Here is an 18,128-nt window from a genome sequence, read left to right on the forward strand (position 1 = left end):
TTTTAAGGTTTTAGATGTTAAATATTTTAATAACTTTATATATTGCTTATCTTTTTATCAAGCTTATGCTTGTGGTGCTTGATATGCGTTTTACACAGATGCAAAGCACTAAACCTGCGGTCGTTTTGGCACAAAATGAGTATGAAAGTGCCGCTTTAATAAAGATAGTAAATCACAAATTTGAAATCATAACTACGATTTTTGGCTTTTTTGTCTTTTTGTTTTGGGTTTGCGGTGGGCTTGAAATTTTGCAAAATTTAGTCATTAAAAATGGCACAACAGCTGAAAATATCGCATTTGTGATGAGTTTTATCATTATCTCATCGCTCATTGAGCTTCCGTTTGGGATTTATGAGAAATTTATCAAAGATAAACGACACGGCTTTTCAAATGTAACGGCTAAAATTTTCATCATCGACACGCTAAAAACTCTTGGCTTAACACTTGTTTTTGGCTCGGCTTTTGTTTGGCTGATCTTATTTTGTATTGAGCAGCTTGGGACACTTTGGTGGTTTTGGGCGTTTTGTGTCAGTTTTGCGATTATTTTGCTTATAAATTTGATATATCCGACCATCATCGCTCCGCTTTTTAACAAGGTAAAACCGCTTGAAGATGGCGAATTAAAGAGCAGTATTGAGAATTTACTAGACGGACTTGGGTTTAAGAGCAGTGGTGTGTTTGTGATGGATGCTAGCAAGCGTGATAACCGCCTAAACGCCTATTTTGGCGGACTTGGAGCGACGAAGAGAGTTGTGCTTTTTGACACGCTTATAAAAAAGCTTAGCCTTGATGAGATAATTGCTGTTTTAGGGCATGAGCTTGGGCATTTTAAACATGGCGATATATTTAAGATGATAGCAATGAGTGCAATGATGATGTTTGCGATGTTTGCGGTTTTTGGCAACATTCCTGCTGAGTTTTATGTTGCTGTGGGATTGCCACAAAATGGCTCTGGAGTTATCGTTTTTATGCTGATTTTTGCACCGATTTTTAGCCTGTTTTTTAGCCCTTTTATCTCTTTTGTAAGCCGAAAAAATGAGTTTGGTGCGGATGAGTTTGGCGCTAAAACAAAGAGTAAAATCGACATGATAAACGCTCTTAAAAAGTTAGGCAGTGAGAACAAAGCTTTCCCAAAATCGCACCCACTTTATGCCTTTGTCTATCATAGTCATCCAAGCCTTTTTGAGCGTATAACAAAGCTTGAAAATGACGATAAATGAAGCATTAAATCACGCCAAAAGTGAGCTTAAATTTCACGAAAGTGCAGCTTTTGTGGCTCGTGCTTTGATGCAGCATTTTTGTGGCTTAAGCAAGGAGCAAATTTATCTTAAAGGTGGCGATGAGCTTAGAGATGCTAGTGAGTATTTTAAGCTTGTAGATAGATTTAAGCAAAACGAACCGCTTGAATATATTACTGGAAAGGCTGTATTTTATTCGCTTGAGTTTGAGTGTGAAAGTGGTGTATTAATACCTCGTCCTGAGACTGAAATTTTAGTCGAAAAAGCGATTGAAATTCTATCTGTCTTAAGCAACCCAAAAGTATGTGAAATAGGTATTGGAAGCGGTGCGATAAGCGTGAGTTTGCTTTTAAAATTTCCTAATCTACATATGAGTGCAACCGATATAAACGAAAAAGCACTCGAGCTTTCAAGAAAAAATGCCTTGAAATTTGGTGTGAGTGATAGGCTAAAGCTTGTAAAGACAAGCTTGATGGACGAAGTTTTGGGCGAATTTGATGTGATAATATCAAATCCGCCGTATATCGCAATGGATTATAAGCTTGATAATTTTGTGCTAAACGAGCCACACAACGCGCTTTTTGGCGGCGAAAAGGGCGATGAAATTTTAAAGCAAATTATCGCTTTGTCTGCTTATCGTGGCGTTAAAATTTTAGCCTGTGAAATGGGTTATGATCAAAGGCAAAGTATGCAAGAAGAGCTTGTAAAATTTGGTTTTAAAGCGGAGTTTTACAAGGATTTGGCTGGGCTTGATAGGGGCTTTGTAGCAAGAGCGATTTAGTCAAGTTTGATAATTTTAACACAAAGACTAATTAAGCAAAGCTTTTGCGGATTAATAAATTTAAAGGAGCAAAATGAGAAGTATTTATCTATTTTTACTGGCAGCACTTGTTGGCATCGAGATCGCGCTTGGGGTGTTTGTCGCACCTGTGATATTTTACCCATCATCGCTTATAGGCGAGGGCGTTTTGACGCACTTTCAAAGTGGCATTTTGATTAGTCAAATTTTTGTAAAGTATAATTACATCTTGCTTAGCGTGAGTGCATTTGTATTTTTGCATGATATTGTTGGGCTTAAATTTAAAGAGTGCTTTCATATTAAGATTTCAGCTTTTGCGCTAAGCGCTATAAATTTGTCTCTTGCGCTTAGTTTTGTTTATTATTTTACCCCATTTATCATCGAAGCTCAAGCACTTGGCGAGGCGATGACTAAGGGAAATGCCGAATTTGATGCAATGCATAAGGCGAGTGAATATGTTATGAAGCTTATGATGTTGGCACAGTTTTTGCTCTTTTTTGTTAGGAGTTTTAAAGGTAAAAGTGAGATGTGAATATGGCAAAAGTATTAAAAGTTACTCTATTTTTTATGATTTTTACCATGTTTTTAGGCTGTGCAAACAGTATGAGTGTAAGTTTTGGATTATAAATGCAAAAGCCACACATACAGCCACTAACTAACTTTTTGATAGACTACACAGCAAAAATGCTAAGCATAGGCACATACACTGCACGCATAGATAGATGTGTTTCTAGGATAGCAAAAGCCTATGGATACGATGTTAGCTTGACTATTTTTGTAAAACATTTTACCATTAGTGTGATGGATCCGCTTGATAACTCGATAAGGCGAACATACGTAAAGACTAGTTTGCCGCTTCCTATAAATTTTCATATTATTTCTGAGCTTAGTGCTCTTAGTTGGCAAATCCATGATGAGAGGTTTGATCTTGAAACTGCCATAGAGCATTTTGCAGAGATAACATCTTATAAAAATAATGAATTTATAAAAACTCTTATTCTTATAAGCCTTGCAAATTCGGCATTTTGTCGTCTTTTTGGCGGAGATATTGGTGGTGTTATAGCAGTTTTTTTGGCGACTTTTATAGGTTTTTATGCTAGATTTGTGCTTACAAAATTTAAAATAAATCTCAAACTTCAATACATAATAGTATCTTTTTTAGCCTCATTTATTGCATATCTTGGGGTATTTTTTGGTTTTTCATCTACGCCTGATGCAACCATTGGTTCAAGTGTTTTGTTTTTAATGCCAGGAATTTATATGATAAATTCGATCTTTGATATTTTAAATGAAAATATTTTAGTTGGCATGAGCCGCGCTACTAGTACGGGAATTTTGATATTGTGTATCGCGATTGGCTTTTATATGACGCTTTCTATCTCAAATATAGGAGTTATTGGTGGTTGATCTGCTCATTTGTACTATATTAGATGCCATTTTTGCTGCTGTGGCTGGATTTGGCTTTGCTTATGCTAGCTCTCCGCCAGCTAGAACTTTAGTATTTTCCGCACTAATAGCAGCTATAGCTCACGCAAGTCGTTTTTTGATGATAGAGGCTAATATTTTAAACATAACTATAGCAACGCTTATCGCCTCTTTTTTGGCTGGAATTTTAGGTATGTTTTTTGCAAAAAGACTAAAGGTGCCAGCAGAGATTATAGCCTTTCCAGCGCTTTTGCCTATGGTGCCGGGAATTTATGCTTATAGGAGCATACTTGCGTTATTTTCTTTTATTAAAAGCGAAGATGGTGCAGAAAAAATGGGTTTTTTGATGATGTTTTTTGATAATGCTCTAACAACTGCTGGTGTGGCTATCGCGCTTGGCGTTGGTGTTTCTGTTACGCTTTTGCTCTTTTATGAGCAATCACTCATGACCACGCGCGGTGCTAGATGTGATTTAAAAACAAAAAAGGAATACAGATGAAAGTAAGGGTTTATTACGAAGATACCGATGCTGGCGGTATTGTTTATCACTCAAACTACATAAAATTTTGCGAACGAGCAAGAAGTGAACTTTTGTTTAAAGCAGGAATTAAAACATTTGATAACGCAGGTCATTTTGTGGTTTCAGAGATAAATGCTAAATTTTTAAAACCATCATTTTTAGGCGATATATTGCACATTAGCACTAAAACTATTGAGTGTAAAAATGCGAGTGCGACATTGCTTCAAGAAATTTATAGGGGTGAAAATTTAGATGGCAAGATAGAAAATGAGCTAGTTTTTAGCGCCAAAATAAAGGTTGCTTTTATGTCCGGTTCAAAGCCTGTTCGTATGCCATCAAATGTTGTAGAATTTTTTAAGGTAACGCAGTAAGCTAGAGCATTGTTTTTATTTTTTTCAAATCATTTTGAAAATCAGCTTTAAAACTTGGATTTTTACTTAGCCAAACTGTTGAAAAAGTGGGGATTAAATTTGTATTTGCAAATTTTAATAAACTGCCACGTATAGAGTTTATATCTCTATTTTTAAGTTCTGGCATTAAACTAAAAAGTGTATTTGCTCCAAGTGCAATAATAAGCTTTGGTTTTAATAAATTTATCTCTTGAAAAAGATATGGCTTACACATTTGTATGCATTCATTTGGTGTATTTTTATTGTTTTCACATCGCAAAATACAGCTTGCATAAATTTCATCTTTGCTAAGATTTAGCTCACTTTTTATAGCCTCTGTTTCGTTTTTAATTTGTGAGCTTGAAAAACTTATCAGTAAAATTTTTGCACCGATTTCTCCATCGCCTGCAAATGCACTATCTGAGCCATTTTTTAAGTAGCAAAGCGAGCAAGAGCTTATCTCTTTTTTTAGCTCATCTAGATTTTGAAATATAAAATTTTGTGCCAGATTTAGGCTTGAATGATCTATAAATTTGTATCCTATGGCTTTTAAAAATAGTAGCTTATCAAGCGCAAATGAGTTTTGCATTAGTTAAAAAATCCTAAAAATTTTAAAATAGCAGGCGTGATTATATCAAATGCAAATTAAACTCAGATAAACTTCTTCAAAGGAATTTAAGTATAGCTTTGATAAAATCACGCTTTTATATTAAATTTAAGGAATAAAATGAAAAGAACCTATCAGCCTCATAAGACCCCAAAAAAACGCACTCACGGCTTTCGCGTTAGAATGAAAACAAAAAATGGTCGTAAAGTTCTTAGTGCAAGACGCGCTAAAGGTAGAAAAAGATTGGCAGCTTAGTAGGATTTGAGTCGCTTGGTGACTCAAAAGAATTTTCGGCGGTTTATAAAGACGCAAAAAAGTGGCATTGCGATGTTTGCGTCCTTTTTTATAAGCCTTGTACAGAGAAAAAAGTAGCCGTAGTTGCTAGCAAAAAGGTTGGCAAAGCAGTCGTTCGCAATAGGGCAAAAAGACTTTTGCGAGCTATTTTTGTAAATGTTTCAGATGAGCTTCGTAGCGGTGTATATATAATGGTGGCAAAAAGTGGGCTAAATGATCTTTCATTTGATAAAATTAACAAGAGCTTGCGCTGGTCACTAAAAAAGTTGGACTGTTTAAAATGAAAGGTATCGTACTTTTTGTTCTTAAATTTTACCAAAAATATATCTCAAAATTTACTCCAAGCTCATGCAGATACTATCCGACCTGTTCAGAGTATGCCATATGGCAGTTTAAGTATAACAACTTCTTTCTAGCTTTTTTTGCTACTTTTTTGAGAATTCTAAGATGCAACCAGTTTTTTAAGGGTGGTATTGACTATCCTATTGTTTATAGAAAAAAACCAAAATTTATATACTCAAAAACCAACAAAAATAATATAAATTTTTGGTTTGTTCCCCATTCGGTGGGTAAATTTTATGTTATTAAGGCCATTGTGTCGAAGGAAAAATAAATGGAAAAACTTTCTACTCAAAAACGGGTGTTGCTAGCAACCCTATTATCTTTTGTTTTTTTTGTTATATATGACTATTTTTTTATACCAAAACAAGTTTTAAGCGAGCAAAATCAAACTATTACACAAAATCAAGCACCTCAAAGTAATGTCAGTCAGCTTGCTGCTAGCTCAAGTGTAGCTCCAAGTACGGTGGTTTCGCAAGGTCAAACTTTGGTTGTCGTAAAGTCAAAAGGCTATGAGGCTCATATTGATACTCTTGGTCGCGTGAGCAAATTTTACTTAAATGATGAAAAATTTAAGCTAGAAGATGGTTCTCGCACTAATCTCGCAGGCGGTGTACCACTTGGTCTTGAGATAAGATTTAGCGATACAGTGATAAACGATGAGGCGTTTAAGACAAACTATACTGCTGATGTGAGTGAGTTAAATGTGGAAAGTGGCTCAAAAACAGTTACTCTAACGCAAAAACTTTCAAATTTGGATGTTGTTAAAAGGATAACATTCTTTGAAAATGGAAAATACGACTTAGATGTAAAGCTAAGCACAAATGCAGAGTATTTTATATCTCCTGGCTTTAGACCAAGTGTTGCGATTGATAGCTATACTGTCCACGGAGCACTTTTGCGTCATGCAGACTCAAAGCTTAGTATAATTGAAGATGGCGACCTAGATACAAATGAAGTATATAGTGACATAAATATCGCGGCTGCGTCTGATCGCTATTATACGACACTTTTTTATAGTTTTGATAAAAATTTAAATGTGTATATGAGCGCTGATGCTGCTAAAAATTCAGTTATATTCGTTAGATCAGATGGGGATTTTAAGGCTAGTGGATATATCGGCGCAAAGGATAATGCTGCACTAAAAGCCATAGATGAGCGCCTTGTTGATGTTATTGAGTATGGCTGGTTTAGTTTTATTGCAAAGCCAATGTTTAAGTTTTTAAATTTTTTGCATGATCATATTGGCAACTGGGGCTGGGCGATTGTAGTTTTGACGCTTGTTATAAGGATTATTTTATTCCCGCTGACATACAAAGGTATGCTCTCTATGAACAAGCTTAAGGAGCTTTCTCCAAAGATGAAAGAGCTTCAGGTCAAATACAAAGGTGATCCGCAAAAACTAAATATGCATATGATGGAGCTTTATAAAAAGCATGGCGCAAACCCTATGGGCGGATGTTTGCCGATACTTATGCAAATACCTATTTTCTTTGCGATATATCGGGTACTTTTAAATGCGATCGAGCTAAAGGGTGCTGAGTGGATACTATGGATAAAAGACCTTTCTGTTATGGATCCATATTTTATACTACCAGTACTTATGGGTGTTACTATGTTTTTACAGCAAAAACTTACACCAACTACATTTACTGATCCAATGCAAGAGAAGATTATGAAGTATTTGCCACTTATTTTTACATTTTTCTTTGTAACATTCCCAGCTGGTCTTACTCTTTACTGGTTTGTTAACAATGTTTGTTCGGTCATTCAGCAAATTTTCGTAAACAAACTATTTGAAAAGCATAAAAAGGCGGAGGTAAAGGCATAATGCGTATTGAAGCAAGTAATCTGCAATATGCCTTTGAGCAGGCAGCACAAAAGCTTGGTTGCTCAGTAACACAGCTTGATATAAAGGTTATCCAGCACCCAAGCTCTGGTTTTCTTGGATTTTTTAAAAAAAATGCAATAATTGAAGCCGAAATAGAGGATAAAAATAAAAATTTTGAAAAAAATGAGCGCAAACAAGACAACAAGCATGAAAAAAATGAACACAAAAAAGAGCATAAGCACGAAAAGCGCGAGCAAAATTTAGAAAAAAAGCAATCAGAAGACAAATATGGTGGTCAAAAAGATGAAAGTCATGATAGATTAAAAGATGAGAAAAAAAGAAGCCGCAATAAAAACAAGAAAAAGTCACATCAAAATTTACCAAAACAAACCCTAAGTGAAAAAAATGACACTCTCGCTCATGGAGCGTTTGGAGATATGCAAGATACTTTAGATGAGCCAAAACCTGAGTATGTTATAAAGCAACTTGATGTACCTGATGTAGCGTTAAAAAAACATGAGAAAAAAAATATTTTAGATACATCCATTATCGATAACTTTAACACTAATGATAGTGATGAAAAAGTACAAGAAAAAGATAGTAAAAAAGCAAAAGAGCTTGTGAATTTTGATGAAATTTTGCCAGTTATAAAGATCGATCTCGCAAGGCTTTTAAATACAAGCTGTTTTAGTATCAGTAAAATAGAAGTTAGTAAATTTAATGATGAGTGTGTTCTTGTCGAGCTTGATGGAGAGGATGCGGCACTTTTAATAGGTAAAGAGGGCTATCGTTATAAGGCTATCTCATACTTGCTTCATAACTGGCTAAATGCAAGATATGGTCTATCTATCCGCCTTGAGGTCGCTGAGTTTTTGAAAAATCAAGAAGCAATGATAGAACAGTATTTACTTAGCGTTATAGAACGCATAGAGACTAACGGAAAGGCTCAAACTAAGCCACTTGATGGGGTTTTGGTAAAAATTGCACTTGAAAAACTACGCGAGAAGTTTCCAGAGAAGTATGTCGGCATAAAATCAAACGGAAATGAAAAATTTGTAGTTGTAAATGACTTCTTCAAAAAGTGACACAATCGCCGCCATAGCCACGGCAAATGGCATCGGCTCCATAGGTATCATACGCCTTAGCGGAGCTGATGCTCTAAATACCGCACTTAAACTTACCAAACGTCAAACTCTTACGCCACGCCACGCCACACTTACAAAAATTTACTCTTTTGATGATGAGTTTTTAGATGAGGCGATAATGCTTTATTTTAAGGCGCCAGCAAGCTTTACGGGCGAGGATGTTGTTGAGTTTCAAACGCACGGTGGTTTTATGGTTGCGCGTATGATTTTAGCTGAGCTTTTAAAGGCTGGAGCTAGGCTTGCTAGAGCTGGCGAGTTTAGTCAGAGGGCATTTTTAAACCAAAAGATGGATCTTAGCAAGGCAAATGCCATAAGTGCGCTCATAAATGCAAAAAGTGAGGGCGCGGTAAAAATTTTAGCCCGTCAGATGAGGGGCGACCTAGGGCGATATGTAGATGAGCTAAGGGCTGAACTAGTGCGAACTTTGGCATTTGTTGAGACTAGCATTGATTATGCAGATGATGATTTACCAAGTGATTTGTTAGCTCAAATTTCAGAGCTTTTGAGCTATAATTATGCTAAACTATCGCGCATAGTGAGTCTTAGTCAAAGCAGAGCTGGGCTAATAGAGGGCTTTAAAATAGCCATCATTGGTAAGCCAAATGTTGGCAAAAGCTCAGTTTTAAACTCGCTTTTAAGCTATGAAAGAGCGATAGTTAGCGATGAGGCTGGCACCACTCGTGATAGGGTTGAAGAGAGCTTAAATATCGGCACGCATTTAGTGCGTATCATTGATACTGCTGGCATTCGTAAAAATGCTGGGAATGTTGAAAATATAGGCATTAGTTACTCATTAAAGGCGATTGATGAGGCGGACATTATCCTTGCTGTTTTTGATGGATCAAGCGAGGCTGATGAGCAAGACGCAAAAATTTTAGAGCTTTTAAAAGAGTGTGAAAAGAAGCTATTTTTTGTTATAAACAAGTGCGATCTAGCTCAAAAATTTACACTTTGCTTGCCAGATGAGCCTTTAAAAATTTCTGCTAAAAATAGCACTCAAAAGTTAGTGAGTGTGCTTGAGGAGTATCTAAATACGCAAGACAGCGATGAGCTCATACTAAACTCAAACACGCAGATAAATGCGTGTCAAAACGCTGCAAATGCCATAAAAAAGGCGCTCGAGCTTCTTAATGAGAGTGAGCTTGAACTGTTTGCATATGAGATAAACTTATGCATAGCTCATATCTCACATATTACCCGCCCATTTGAGAGGAATGAAATTTTAGATGAAATGTTTAGTAATTTCTGTCTTGGAAAGTAAATTTAGGAGGAAAATGTGAAAAAGTATCTTGTAATTATTGCATTGTTGTTTTTGACTGGTTGCGCTACAAATTTTACTCAAGCCACTTCTGGGTTGCTTAACTCAGATTGGAGTAATTTTATAGAAAATAATGGCACATTATCGCAGATCGCTTTTTACTCTGAAAATTTAAGAAAAACTAAAGAGTTAAAAGACGGTGAGATTATCGGTATGGCACTTAGAAAGAGTGGCGAAAAAGCCGTTAAGATCGGCGATATGTATGCGATAAATGGGCTTAGTTTTATCATAATTGATGAAGATAGGGCGGATGGACATCACTATGTAAATATGCATGATAAGATCGATTTACAAGCGCTTTATCTATCAAAAAATGTTAAATTTTATCAGTTTGGTGGCGGTGTTTTAGCAAGCGTTACTTACCGTTCCGGTGATGCTTCAGTGTGTCAAAGCTACCATGAAAATAAAGAAATTCTAACAAAGATTGTAACAAACTATTATGGCTTTAACTCCAAAGCAAACGACAAATTTGTGGCCACTATGATGAGTGTTTCGATCGCAAAAGATGACGATATAAAACTACCAAAAGTAAGCTATGTATCATATCCAAATGAGGTCAGTTTGGGTGAGTTTAATGATGCTATAAGAAGTGAAAATTTTACAAAAATTCTCTTAAAAGATTTACAAAAGCAAAAACGAATTTTGGGAAATTTTGTTTGCATTGAAGGGATTAAATAATGAGAATATTACTGCTTGCGCTTACTATGCTTGTATTTATGGGTTGTGCTGGGATTATGAGTGATATAGCCAAAAAAGATGTGAGAGAGTGGCAGGCGTATGTTGAAAATAACGCAAGCCTTGAATACATATCGTTTTACGCTATAGCAGGTGCTAATAAGCAGAAAGTGGGTGAGCACATCGGCGAGGCTGTAATGAGAGTAAATGCTTTTGGTATGCAAACCAGTAAGAGCATCGGTCCTATCTTTGCTATGCCAGCCAGCAAAAGTATAATTTTGATAGATTTAAAAAGCGGTAAAAGCATAGACCTTGCCTTAAAAAGCGACTTTGAGCTAGTGCAAAACTCAGGCAATTTCAAGCTTTATGAGTTTGGCTTGGGTATCGTAGAGACTGTGGTTTTTAGCGTAAAAGATGGCTCGGTTTGTCAAAGTTTTAAAGACAAAAAGCAAGTTGCGTCACGAAGTGTGACAAACTATATGATAGGCTCGGGTGATGAGTTTTTTACCACTATTACTGAGGCAAAACTTCGCATTAATGAAGGCTATGAGATAGATAGCATAGATTATCAGATCTACGCTAACAAAACTTTAAAAAATGATGTTTTAAATACGATAAATCATCCAAAATTTAAAGATGATGTCATCGGCGAGGATTTAAAAAAGCAAGGCAGATTTTTGCTAAATTTCCTTTGTTACTCATTTTTTGAGTAAATTTATAGATCTTGCTAGCTAGTCATTTAAATATGAAAAGTCTTTAATTTATGTAAAATACGCACACGATATAAATAGTAAAATTATCATAAATTTAGCCAAGTTTTGATACTATCTTTAAAAATTTCAAAGCAAGGTTAAAAATGGATAAGGCTACTATCAAAGCACACAAAATAAGCGACGGCGAGTATGAAAATATACTTAAAATTCTAGGTCGTGAGCCAAATTTATTAGAGCTTGGCGTGTTTTCAGCGATGTGGAGCGAACACTGCTCGTATAAATCAAGCAAAAAATACCTAAACGGATTTCCGACCAAAGCACCTTGGGTCATACAAGGACCGGGTGAGAATGCTGGTGTCATTGATGTTGGGGGTGGATACGCAGCTGTGTTTAAGATGGAAAGCCACAACCATCCAAGCTTTATCGAGCCGTATCAAGGTGCAACAACTGGCGTTGGTGGGATACTTCGCGATGTTTTCACGATGGGTGCAAGGGTTGTGGCAAATATGAACTCTCTTCGTTTTGGAAATTTCATCGGCTCTGATAAAGTTGCTAAATACCAAAGACATCTTATCAAGGGAAGCGTCGCTGGTATCGGACACTACGGCAACTGCATGGGGATACCAACCGTTGGCGGTGAAGTGGGATTTGATGAGAGCTTTAATGGCAATATCTTAGTAAATGCCTTTGCGCTTGGGCTTTGCAAAAGTGATGAAATTTTCTACGCCAAGGCCGAAGGCGTAGGTAATCTAGTAATGTATGTCGGCTCAAAAACGGGGCGCGACGGACTAGGTGGTGCAGTCATGGCAAGCGATAGCTTTAATGACGAAAACAAAAGCCTTCGTCCAACCGTGCAAGTAGGCGATCCATTTGCCGAGAAGCTTCTTATGGAAGCTTGTTTGGAGCTGTTTAAGACTGATTATATCGTGGGAATTCAGGATATGGGTGCGGCTGGACTTACATCAAGTAGCTTTGAGATGGCAGGGCGAAGCGGTAGCGGCATGCGTATGCACCTTGATAAAGTGCCGATGAGAGAGAGTGGTATGACGCCATATGAGCTAATGCTTAGCGAGAGCCAGGAGCGAATGCTAATATGCGCTAAAAAGGGCTATGAGGGCAAGATAAAAGAAATTTTTGCTAAATGGGATCTTGACGCAGAAGTCATCGGCGAAGTAACAGATAGTGGTAAAATGGAGCTTTTCTGGCATAATGAGCTTGTAGGCGAAATACCGATTGAGCCACTTAGCGAGGCGGCACCAATCCTAGATCGTCCAGCCGCACGACCAAAATATCTTGATGAGATCAAAAGTATCAGCTTAAATTCTTTCGCAAAAGTGCCTAATCAAGAGGCTTTTGAGAAGCTTTTACACAATCCACACATTTTAAATAAAAGCTTCATCTACGATCAATACGACGCAAATATCCAAACAAACACGATAAAACAGCCGGGGCATTTGGGTGCAGCGGTTATTCGCATAAAACAGACTGGAAAAGCCGTAGCCATGGGTATGGAGTGCAGTTCTCGTCACAACTATGTCGATCCTAAAATCGGTGCAGCGATGGCTGTAGCAGCAAGTGGTCGAAAGGTCGCGATGAGCGGTGCTGTGCCTTTGGCGATAACTGACTGCCTAAATTACGGAAGCCCTGAAAATCCAGAGATTATGTGGCAGTTTGCACAGGGTTGCGAAGGGATAAAAGAGGCGTGTAAGCAGCTAAATACGCCAGTTGTAAGTGGCAATGTAAGCCTTTATAATGACACAGATGGCGTAGGCGTGTATCCGACACCAGGCATCGTATGCGTGGGCGTTAATGATAGTGCTGCAAATTCACTTTCAAGTGTGTTTAAAGCTAATGGTACGGCACTTTATCTAGTCGGTGAAACGACTGGCGAATTTGCAGGAAGCCTTTATCTAAAAGCTCTATTTAACGCAGTTGGAGGCGAGTTAAAAGAAGTTGATTATAAAAAAGAAAGAGCACTTTGGGATTTAGTCATCGAAGCAAACAAGGCCAGGATTTTGGAGTTTGCAAACTCAGTCGGCACTGGTGGCGTGGCGATGAGCCTAGCAAAAATGTCGGCGGTTAGTGGGCTTGGCGTAAGCGTAAAATGCGAGTTTGGTGATGAAAGATTTGTGTTTGACGAGAGCTTTTCAAGAGCAGTTGTAGGCGTAAAAGATGAGGCTAAATTTGCTGAGTTGGCGGCAAAATTTGGTCTAAAAATAGCTAAAATCGGCGTAGTTGGTAGCGAAAATTTTGAGATAGACGGCGTTAAAATGAGTGTAAAAGCGATGAGTGAGATTTATTTTAACAAGTTTAGAAATATCATAAAACAGGATGACTAATGGGTATTAAAGAGTGGATAGATAGGAGTGCAAAGGGCGTGAATGATGAATATTTAACACAAAATGGCAACAAAAAAAGTGTAACCAAACCGCCGGTTTTATTTAACCAAACACAAATGCTAATTAAGCAACTTGAAGCAAAGCTTGGCGGACCGCTCATAACTTACTATAACTCAAACGCTGGAAGTGTTTGCGGCAACGACGCTTCAGCGATGTATGAAATTTTAAAGGGTAAAAAGCTAGACAATGCCTTTTTGTATATTAAAAGCGATGGTGGTAGTGGTATCGCTAGTCTTAAAATCATCTCTACACTTCGCAACTACTGCAAAAATATCACAGCCCTTGTCCCAGCCAATTGTGCTTCGGCGGCTACGATGATGGCACTTGGAGCAAACGAGATATTTATGGGTCCTTTGGCGTATCTTACGCCTGTTGATACATCGCTAAAACACGAACTAAGCCCGACTACTAAAAACAACGAGCTTTCAAGCGTTTCGATGGACGAGCTAAGCCGTGTGATAAAGCTATGGAAAGAGCAGGAGAAGGATAGCGACCTAAACCCCTATAAATCGCTTTACGAATACATCCATCCGCTCGTTTTTGGTGCGGTTGATCGTGCTAGTTCGCTATCGCTTAAAATTTGCCGTGAAATTTTACGCTATCACATCGATGATGACAGTAAGATCAAGCAAATTTCAGAAAAGCTAAACAGCGACTATCCAGCTCACGAGTATCCGATAATGCTAAGAGAGGCTGAGGAGATCGGACTTCATGTACGAAAGATGGACGATGAGCTAAACGAGATGCTTCAAGAGCTAACCATGCTTTATTCTGAGATGGGGCAGCGGGCATTTACTGACTACGACGAGAATAGCTACCACGATAACAACATCGCAAATATCATCGAAGCAAACGGCAAGCAGATTTATTATCAGATCGACAAAGACTGGTTTTACCGCCCTGATGAGCGACGCTGGAGCGTGATGAATGATGATAGCTCATGGCGTAAAAATGAGCTAATAGGTGGCAAACTCAAAAACACTATCTATCATTTGTGGTGAAATATGTTATCGTTTTTATTTTATCTATTTATATTTTGGTTGATTTTTAAGTTTGCTGGTAGGATTTTTGGCAGTTTGCAGGGTGGATTTGGCGGAAATTTTAGTGGTATAAATTTCAGACAAGCTAGTCAAGACGAGGCGAAATTCTTAACGGCACTTTTAGCAAAAATTGCTAAAGGCGATGGCAGAGTAAGTGAGCTAGAAGCCCAGCTTGTAAGCGAAATTTTTGATGATTTAGTTATTAAAACTGGTGTTAGCAGAGCAGAGCTTAAAGCGGTATTTGACACTGAAAAGGAGCTTGTAGATGAGACTTACGATGTGGCTCGAGAGTATAAGCTGAAATTTCGCCTAAGCCAACAAATTGCAATTGCTAGGATTACATTTTTTTTAAATTTAGCCTACATTGACGGCGAGTTTGGTGCAGGTGAGAGGCGTGTGATTGAACAGATCGCAAGAGGTTTTGACATCAGCAACTCTGTGCTTGATATGATAATAGATCGTTTTGAGCGGTTTTACACTGGCAGTCGCTATCAAAACAGCTCAAACTCAAGCACCCAAAGCAGGGCAAAAGATCCGTATGAAGTGCTTGAAATTTCACGCTCAGCAAGTTTTGCTGATGTGAAAAAACGCTACCGCGAGCTTGTGAAAAAATACCATCCAGACATACTTATGGGGCAGGGCGAAAGCGAAGATGTCATCGAAAAATCGACTAAAAAACTACAAGAGATAAATGAAGCGTATGAGAGTATTAAAAAAGAGCGAGACGAGAGCTGATGGATAACATCAATAATGTTTATGTTGTAAAAATTTTGTATCTTGATGACGAGAAAATATTTAAAAAATTTACAAATTTTCATCAAGAAAAAAAGAAAATTGATAAGATAAATTTTTTATTTGAAAGTATTCAAAATGAACTTTATTCTTATAAAATAGATGAAAATAGGGAAATTTATGAGTTTTTTGATACATATTTTTTATTAATTAGAGATAATATATCGTTTAGTAGTGATAAAAATTATAATAAAGAACAATTGGAAAAACTTTATAAATTTCAATCTGATTTCGATAATGTGATTTGCAAACAAGATGGAGAGAATTTTGCTTATTTATTTAATGGAAATTGTGACAATAATATTATTTCACTTGCTATTCGCCATTCAAAAACTTTAAAATTAACTAACAACAATAGTTACGATAATGATGATTTAAAAGCTGTTTTTGATAATGGAAATTTAGCTGTAATGAGCAAAATAGCTGACTCAAAAGATAAATTTGAAAGATTTTTAATTTTATTTGTTTTGGCATTGGCTTATAATAAAAAAATTTTTAATTTTTTAAATAAAACCTCAAGCTACTATAATGATAAGAATTTTAAAAAAATGATTGAAATTCGAGATGAATATTTAAAATTTGATCTTAATGCCTATTTTGATAATCCTATAAAACCCACAAAAATACAAGTCTATGAGATTTATAAAATTATCTCAGATAAATTGGCTACTAAAAATTTACATAGTGAATTAAAATTACAAATTTCAGATTTAGTTCAAGTTATTTATGAAAAACAAAAAACTAAACAAGATAGAAAAATAACGATATTTGGCACAATAATAGGTTTTTTAAGTTTGATAGCAACGATAGTAACAATCATATACAGTTGATAAAGGAGCAAAAATGCGAGCATTAATCAGTGTGAGTGACAAAGACGGCGTTGTGGAGTTTGGGCGTGGGCTAAGTGAGCTTGGCTGGGAGATTTTAAGTACTGGCGGGACTTATAAACTGCTTAAAGAAAACGGTATAAGCGCGACAGAAGTTAGCGAATACACAGCCTCGCCAGAGATGTTTGAGGGGCGTGTAAAAACCCTGCACCCTAAAATTCACGGTGGAATTTTACACAAAAGAGATGATGCAAACCACGCCGCACAAGCGGTTGCAAATGGTATCGGTGGCATTGATTTAGTATGTGTAAATTTATATCCGTTTAAGCAGACCACGATCCGCACTGATGATTTTGATGAGATTATCGAAAATATCGACATCGGCGGCCCTGCGATGCTGCGTTCGGCGGCAAAAAATTTTAAAGATGTTTTGGTGGTGACTGACATACTTGACTATGATGAGATTTTGACGCGACTAAAAGAGGGCAGGGCGGATGTTGATTTTCGCCGAAGTCTGATGATAAAGGCTTACGAGCATACGGCAGCATATGATGCGATGATCGCAAACTACATGAACGAGCGATTTAATGGCGGCTTTGGAGCGAGTAAATTTATCGTAGGAAGCAAGGTTTTTGATACTCGTTACGGCGAAAATCCACATCAAAAAGGTGCACTTTACGAGTTTGAGTATTTTTTTACGAACAATTTTAGAGCACTTAAAGGCGAGGCGAGTTTTAATAACCTAACCGATATAAACGGTGCTTTAATGCTTGCAACTAGCTTTGATGAAGCTCCTGCTGTGGCGATTATCAAACACGCCAATCCTTGTGGCTTTGCGGTAAAATCAACCCTGCTAGAAAGCTACACTGAAGCCCTGAAATGCGATCCGATCTCAGCTTATGGTGGGGTTGTCGCGATAAATGGCATATTAGATAAGGCTTTGGCCGAAAAGATCAATGAAATTTATGTCGAAGTAATCCTTGCTGCAAATGTCACAGACGAAGCTTTAGCTGTGTTTGACGCCAAAAAACGCATTAAAATTTTCACTCAAGATAATAAATTTTTAGTTCGTGCAAACGACAAGTATGATTTTAGGCGTGTTGATGGCGGTTTTGTCTATCAAGAACGCGACGAGGTCAAGGACGATGAGCTAAAAAATATGAAGCAGATGGGCAAGATAAGTGCTACAAACGAGCAGCTAAAAGACGCCGATATCGCGTGGAAAGTGGCTGCACTTACTAAGTCAAACTGCGTCGTTTATGCTAAAAATGGAGCCGTTGTAGCGATTGGTATGGGTATGACTAGCCGTGTTGATGCGGCTCGTGCAGCAGTGGCAAAGGCAAAAGATATGGGGCTTGATTTAAGTGGTTGTGTGCTTGCTAGTGAGGCGTTTTTTCCATTCCGTGATAGTATCGATATCGCAAACGAAGTCGGCGTAAAATGCGTCATCGAGCCAGGCGGAAGTATCCGTGACGATGAGGTTATAGCAGCGGCCAATGAGCATGGTATGGCACTTTACTTTACGGGTGTTCGCCACTTCTTGCATTAAAATTTAGTGCATATTGCGAGTATTTTAACTAGCTTGAAATTTTAAGTCAGCGATAGACTATATTGTATTATCTTGGCTTAAAATTTCTACATTGCTTGGCGTAATTTTAAGCATAAATTTACACCAGTTTTACTTACAGCCAAGTGTGCAATAAATTTGACCACAAATTTTACTTTTCTACTCTATTTTTCGACAAAATTTAAGCATTAGTAAAGTAAAAATTTAAAC

Annotated in this window: 20 protein-coding genes; 19 read left to right on the forward strand and 1 reads right to left on the reverse strand. The window is 37.3% G+C overall.

Annotation, left to right across the window (positions count from 1 at the left end; translation table 11 throughout):
- The first annotated feature begins 14 nt into the window (after nt 1–14).
- The 6 genes from U5B17_RS01720 (at nt 15) to U5B17_RS01745 (ending at nt 4,353) form a co-directional block, all read left to right on the forward strand.
- The gene (locus U5B17_RS01720; RefSeq protein WP_430803638.1) at nt 15–1,220 is read left to right on the forward strand and encodes a M48 family metallopeptidase; all 1,206 of its coding nucleotides are present in this window, start codon (nt 15–17) and stop codon (nt 1,218–1,220) included.
- Nucleotides 1,207–2,019 carry a peptide chain release factor N(5)-glutamine methyltransferase gene (gene prmC / locus U5B17_RS01725; RefSeq protein ID WP_430803639.1) on the forward strand — a complete coding sequence of 271 codons (813 nt, stop codon included), beginning with the start codon at nt 1,207–1,209 and terminating at the stop codon, nt 2,017–2,019. The genes U5B17_RS01720 and prmC overlap by 14 nt, the downstream gene beginning before the upstream one ends.
- A 73-nt stretch (nt 2,020–2,092) precedes the next feature.
- A complete protein-coding gene (locus tag U5B17_RS01730; RefSeq protein ID WP_430803640.1) occupies nt 2,093–2,569 on the forward strand; it encodes a DUF4149 domain-containing protein in 477 nt (158 codons plus the stop codon).
- Nucleotides 2,570–2,664: 95 nt separating this feature from the next.
- On the forward strand, nt 2,665–3,444 hold the full coding sequence (locus tag U5B17_RS01735; RefSeq protein WP_430803641.1) for a threonine/serine exporter family protein: 780 nt from the start codon (nt 2,665–2,667) through the stop codon (nt 3,442–3,444).
- Nucleotides 3,437–3,961 (forward strand): threonine/serine exporter family protein, encoded by a 525-nt coding sequence (locus tag U5B17_RS01740; RefSeq protein WP_430803642.1) that lies wholly within the window; start codon nt 3,437–3,439, stop codon nt 3,959–3,961. Before U5B17_RS01735 ends, U5B17_RS01740 begins: the two co-directional genes overlap by 8 nt.
- Nucleotides 3,958–4,353, forward strand: coding sequence for a YbgC/FadM family acyl-CoA thioesterase (locus U5B17_RS01745; RefSeq protein WP_430803643.1), 396 nt, complete (start codon nt 3,958–3,960; stop codon nt 4,351–4,353). The genes U5B17_RS01740 and U5B17_RS01745 overlap by 4 nt, the downstream gene beginning before the upstream one ends.
- Nucleotide 4,354: 1 nt before the next feature.
- Here U5B17_RS01745 and U5B17_RS01750 read toward each other — a convergent pair whose 3' ends face one another.
- Complete coding sequence (locus tag U5B17_RS01750; protein ID WP_430803644.1) at nt 4,355–4,960, reverse strand: uracil-DNA glycosylase family protein; 606 nt, start codon at nt 4,958–4,960, stop codon at nt 4,355–4,357.
- 138 nt (nt 4,961–5,098) lie between these two features.
- Here U5B17_RS01750 and rpmH point away from each other — a divergent pair, with 138 nt between their 5' ends.
- From rpmH to purH, 13 genes are all read left to right on the forward strand, one after another.
- Complete coding sequence (gene rpmH / locus U5B17_RS01755) at nt 5,099–5,233, forward strand: 50S ribosomal protein L34 (RefSeq protein ID WP_034969745.1); 135 nt, start codon at nt 5,099–5,101, stop codon at nt 5,231–5,233.
- Nucleotides 5,221–5,556, forward strand: coding sequence for a ribonuclease P protein component (gene rnpA / locus U5B17_RS01760; protein WP_430803858.1), 336 nt, complete (start codon nt 5,221–5,223; stop codon nt 5,554–5,556). The genes rpmH and rnpA overlap by 13 nt, the downstream gene beginning before the upstream one ends.
- Nucleotides 5,553–5,885, forward strand: coding sequence for a membrane protein insertion efficiency factor YidD (gene yidD / locus U5B17_RS01765; protein WP_430803645.1), 333 nt, complete (start codon nt 5,553–5,555; stop codon nt 5,883–5,885). The genes rnpA and yidD overlap by 4 nt, the downstream gene beginning before the upstream one ends.
- A complete protein-coding gene (gene yidC, locus U5B17_RS01770) occupies nt 5,886–7,442 on the forward strand; it encodes a membrane protein insertase YidC (protein ID WP_430803646.1) in 1,557 nt (518 codons plus the stop codon).
- Entirely contained in the window at nt 7,442–8,527 is a 1,086-nt protein-coding gene (locus tag U5B17_RS01775; protein WP_430803647.1) for a Jag N-terminal domain-containing protein, read from the forward strand. The genes yidC and U5B17_RS01775 overlap by 1 nt, the downstream gene beginning before the upstream one ends.
- Entirely contained in the window at nt 8,508–9,848 is a 1,341-nt protein-coding gene (mnmE, locus tag U5B17_RS01780) for a tRNA uridine-5-carboxymethylaminomethyl(34) synthesis GTPase MnmE (protein WP_430803648.1), read from the forward strand. Before U5B17_RS01775 ends, mnmE begins: the two co-directional genes overlap by 20 nt.
- A 15-nt stretch (nt 9,849–9,863) precedes the next feature.
- Nucleotides 9,864–10,583 carry a DUF8095 domain-containing protein gene (locus U5B17_RS01785; RefSeq protein WP_430803649.1) on the forward strand — a complete coding sequence of 240 codons (720 nt, stop codon included), beginning with the start codon at nt 9,864–9,866 and terminating at the stop codon, nt 10,581–10,583.
- On the forward strand, nt 10,583–11,293 hold the full coding sequence (locus U5B17_RS01790) for a DUF8095 domain-containing protein (protein WP_430803650.1): 711 nt from the start codon (nt 10,583–10,585) through the stop codon (nt 11,291–11,293). The genes U5B17_RS01785 and U5B17_RS01790 overlap by 1 nt, the downstream gene beginning before the upstream one ends.
- Nucleotides 11,294–11,436: 143 nt before the next feature.
- Nucleotides 11,437–13,632 (forward strand): phosphoribosylformylglycinamidine synthase subunit PurL, encoded by a 2,196-nt coding sequence (gene purL / locus U5B17_RS01795; RefSeq protein WP_430803651.1) that lies wholly within the window; start codon nt 11,437–11,439, stop codon nt 13,630–13,632.
- On the forward strand, nt 13,632–14,693 hold the full coding sequence (locus tag U5B17_RS01800; RefSeq protein ID WP_430803652.1) for an SDH family Clp fold serine proteinase: 1,062 nt from the start codon (nt 13,632–13,634) through the stop codon (nt 14,691–14,693). The genes purL and U5B17_RS01800 overlap by 1 nt, the downstream gene beginning before the upstream one ends.
- Nucleotides 14,694–14,696: 3 nt before the next feature.
- A complete protein-coding gene (locus U5B17_RS01805) occupies nt 14,697–15,467 on the forward strand; it encodes a DnaJ domain-containing protein (RefSeq protein WP_430803653.1) in 771 nt (256 codons plus the stop codon).
- Nucleotides 15,467–16,354, forward strand: coding sequence for a hypothetical protein (locus U5B17_RS01810; RefSeq protein ID WP_430803654.1), 888 nt, complete (start codon nt 15,467–15,469; stop codon nt 16,352–16,354). Before U5B17_RS01805 ends, U5B17_RS01810 begins: the two co-directional genes overlap by 1 nt.
- 13 nt (nt 16,355–16,367) lie before the next feature.
- A complete protein-coding gene (gene purH, locus U5B17_RS01815) occupies nt 16,368–17,900 on the forward strand; it encodes a bifunctional phosphoribosylaminoimidazolecarboxamide formyltransferase/IMP cyclohydrolase (protein ID WP_430803655.1) in 1,533 nt (510 codons plus the stop codon).
- The last annotated feature ends 228 nt before the right edge of the window (nt 17,901–18,128 follow it).

Origin of the sequence: Campylobacter australis (assembly GCF_050586305.1) — a bacterium.
GTDB lineage: Bacteria > Campylobacterota > Campylobacteria > Campylobacterales > Campylobacteraceae > Campylobacter_A.

Coding starts and splice junctions, on each gene's coding strand:
- U5B17_RS01720 (WP_430803638.1), top strand. CDS start 15: ATGTTAAATATTTTAATAACTTTATATATTGCTTATCTTTTTATCAAG.
- prmC (WP_430803639.1), top strand. CDS start 1,207: ATGACGATAAATGAAGCATTAAATCACGCCAAAAGTGAGCTTAAATTT.
- U5B17_RS01730 (WP_430803640.1), top strand. CDS start 2,093: ATGAGAAGTATTTATCTATTTTTACTGGCAGCACTTGTTGGCATCGAG.
- U5B17_RS01735 (WP_430803641.1), top strand. CDS start 2,665: ATGCAAAAGCCACACATACAGCCACTAACTAACTTTTTGATAGACTAC.
- U5B17_RS01745 (WP_430803643.1), top strand. CDS start 3,958: ATGAAAGTAAGGGTTTATTACGAAGATACCGATGCTGGCGGTATTGTT.
- U5B17_RS01750 (WP_430803644.1), bottom strand. CDS start 4,960: ATGCAAAACTCATTTGCGCTTGATAAGCTACTATTTTTAAAAGCCATA.
- rpmH (WP_034969745.1), top strand. CDS start 5,099: ATGAAAAGAACCTATCAGCCTCATAAGACCCCAAAAAAACGCACTCAC.
- yidD (WP_430803645.1), top strand. CDS start 5,553: ATGAAAGGTATCGTACTTTTTGTTCTTAAATTTTACCAAAAATATATC.
- yidC (WP_430803646.1), top strand. CDS start 5,886: ATGGAAAAACTTTCTACTCAAAAACGGGTGTTGCTAGCAACCCTATTA.
- U5B17_RS01775 (WP_430803647.1), top strand. CDS start 7,442: ATGCGTATTGAAGCAAGTAATCTGCAATATGCCTTTGAGCAGGCAGCA.
- mnmE (WP_430803648.1), top strand. CDS start 8,508: ATGACTTCTTCAAAAAGTGACACAATCGCCGCCATAGCCACGGCAAAT.
- U5B17_RS01790 (WP_430803650.1), top strand. CDS start 10,583: ATGAGAATATTACTGCTTGCGCTTACTATGCTTGTATTTATGGGTTGT.
- purL (WP_430803651.1), top strand. CDS start 11,437: ATGGATAAGGCTACTATCAAAGCACACAAAATAAGCGACGGCGAGTAT.
- U5B17_RS01800 (WP_430803652.1), top strand. CDS start 13,632: ATGGGTATTAAAGAGTGGATAGATAGGAGTGCAAAGGGCGTGAATGAT.
- U5B17_RS01805 (WP_430803653.1), top strand. CDS start 14,697: ATGTTATCGTTTTTATTTTATCTATTTATATTTTGGTTGATTTTTAAG.
- U5B17_RS01810 (WP_430803654.1), top strand. CDS start 15,467: ATGGATAACATCAATAATGTTTATGTTGTAAAAATTTTGTATCTTGAT.
- purH (WP_430803655.1), top strand. CDS start 16,368: ATGCGAGCATTAATCAGTGTGAGTGACAAAGACGGCGTTGTGGAGTTT.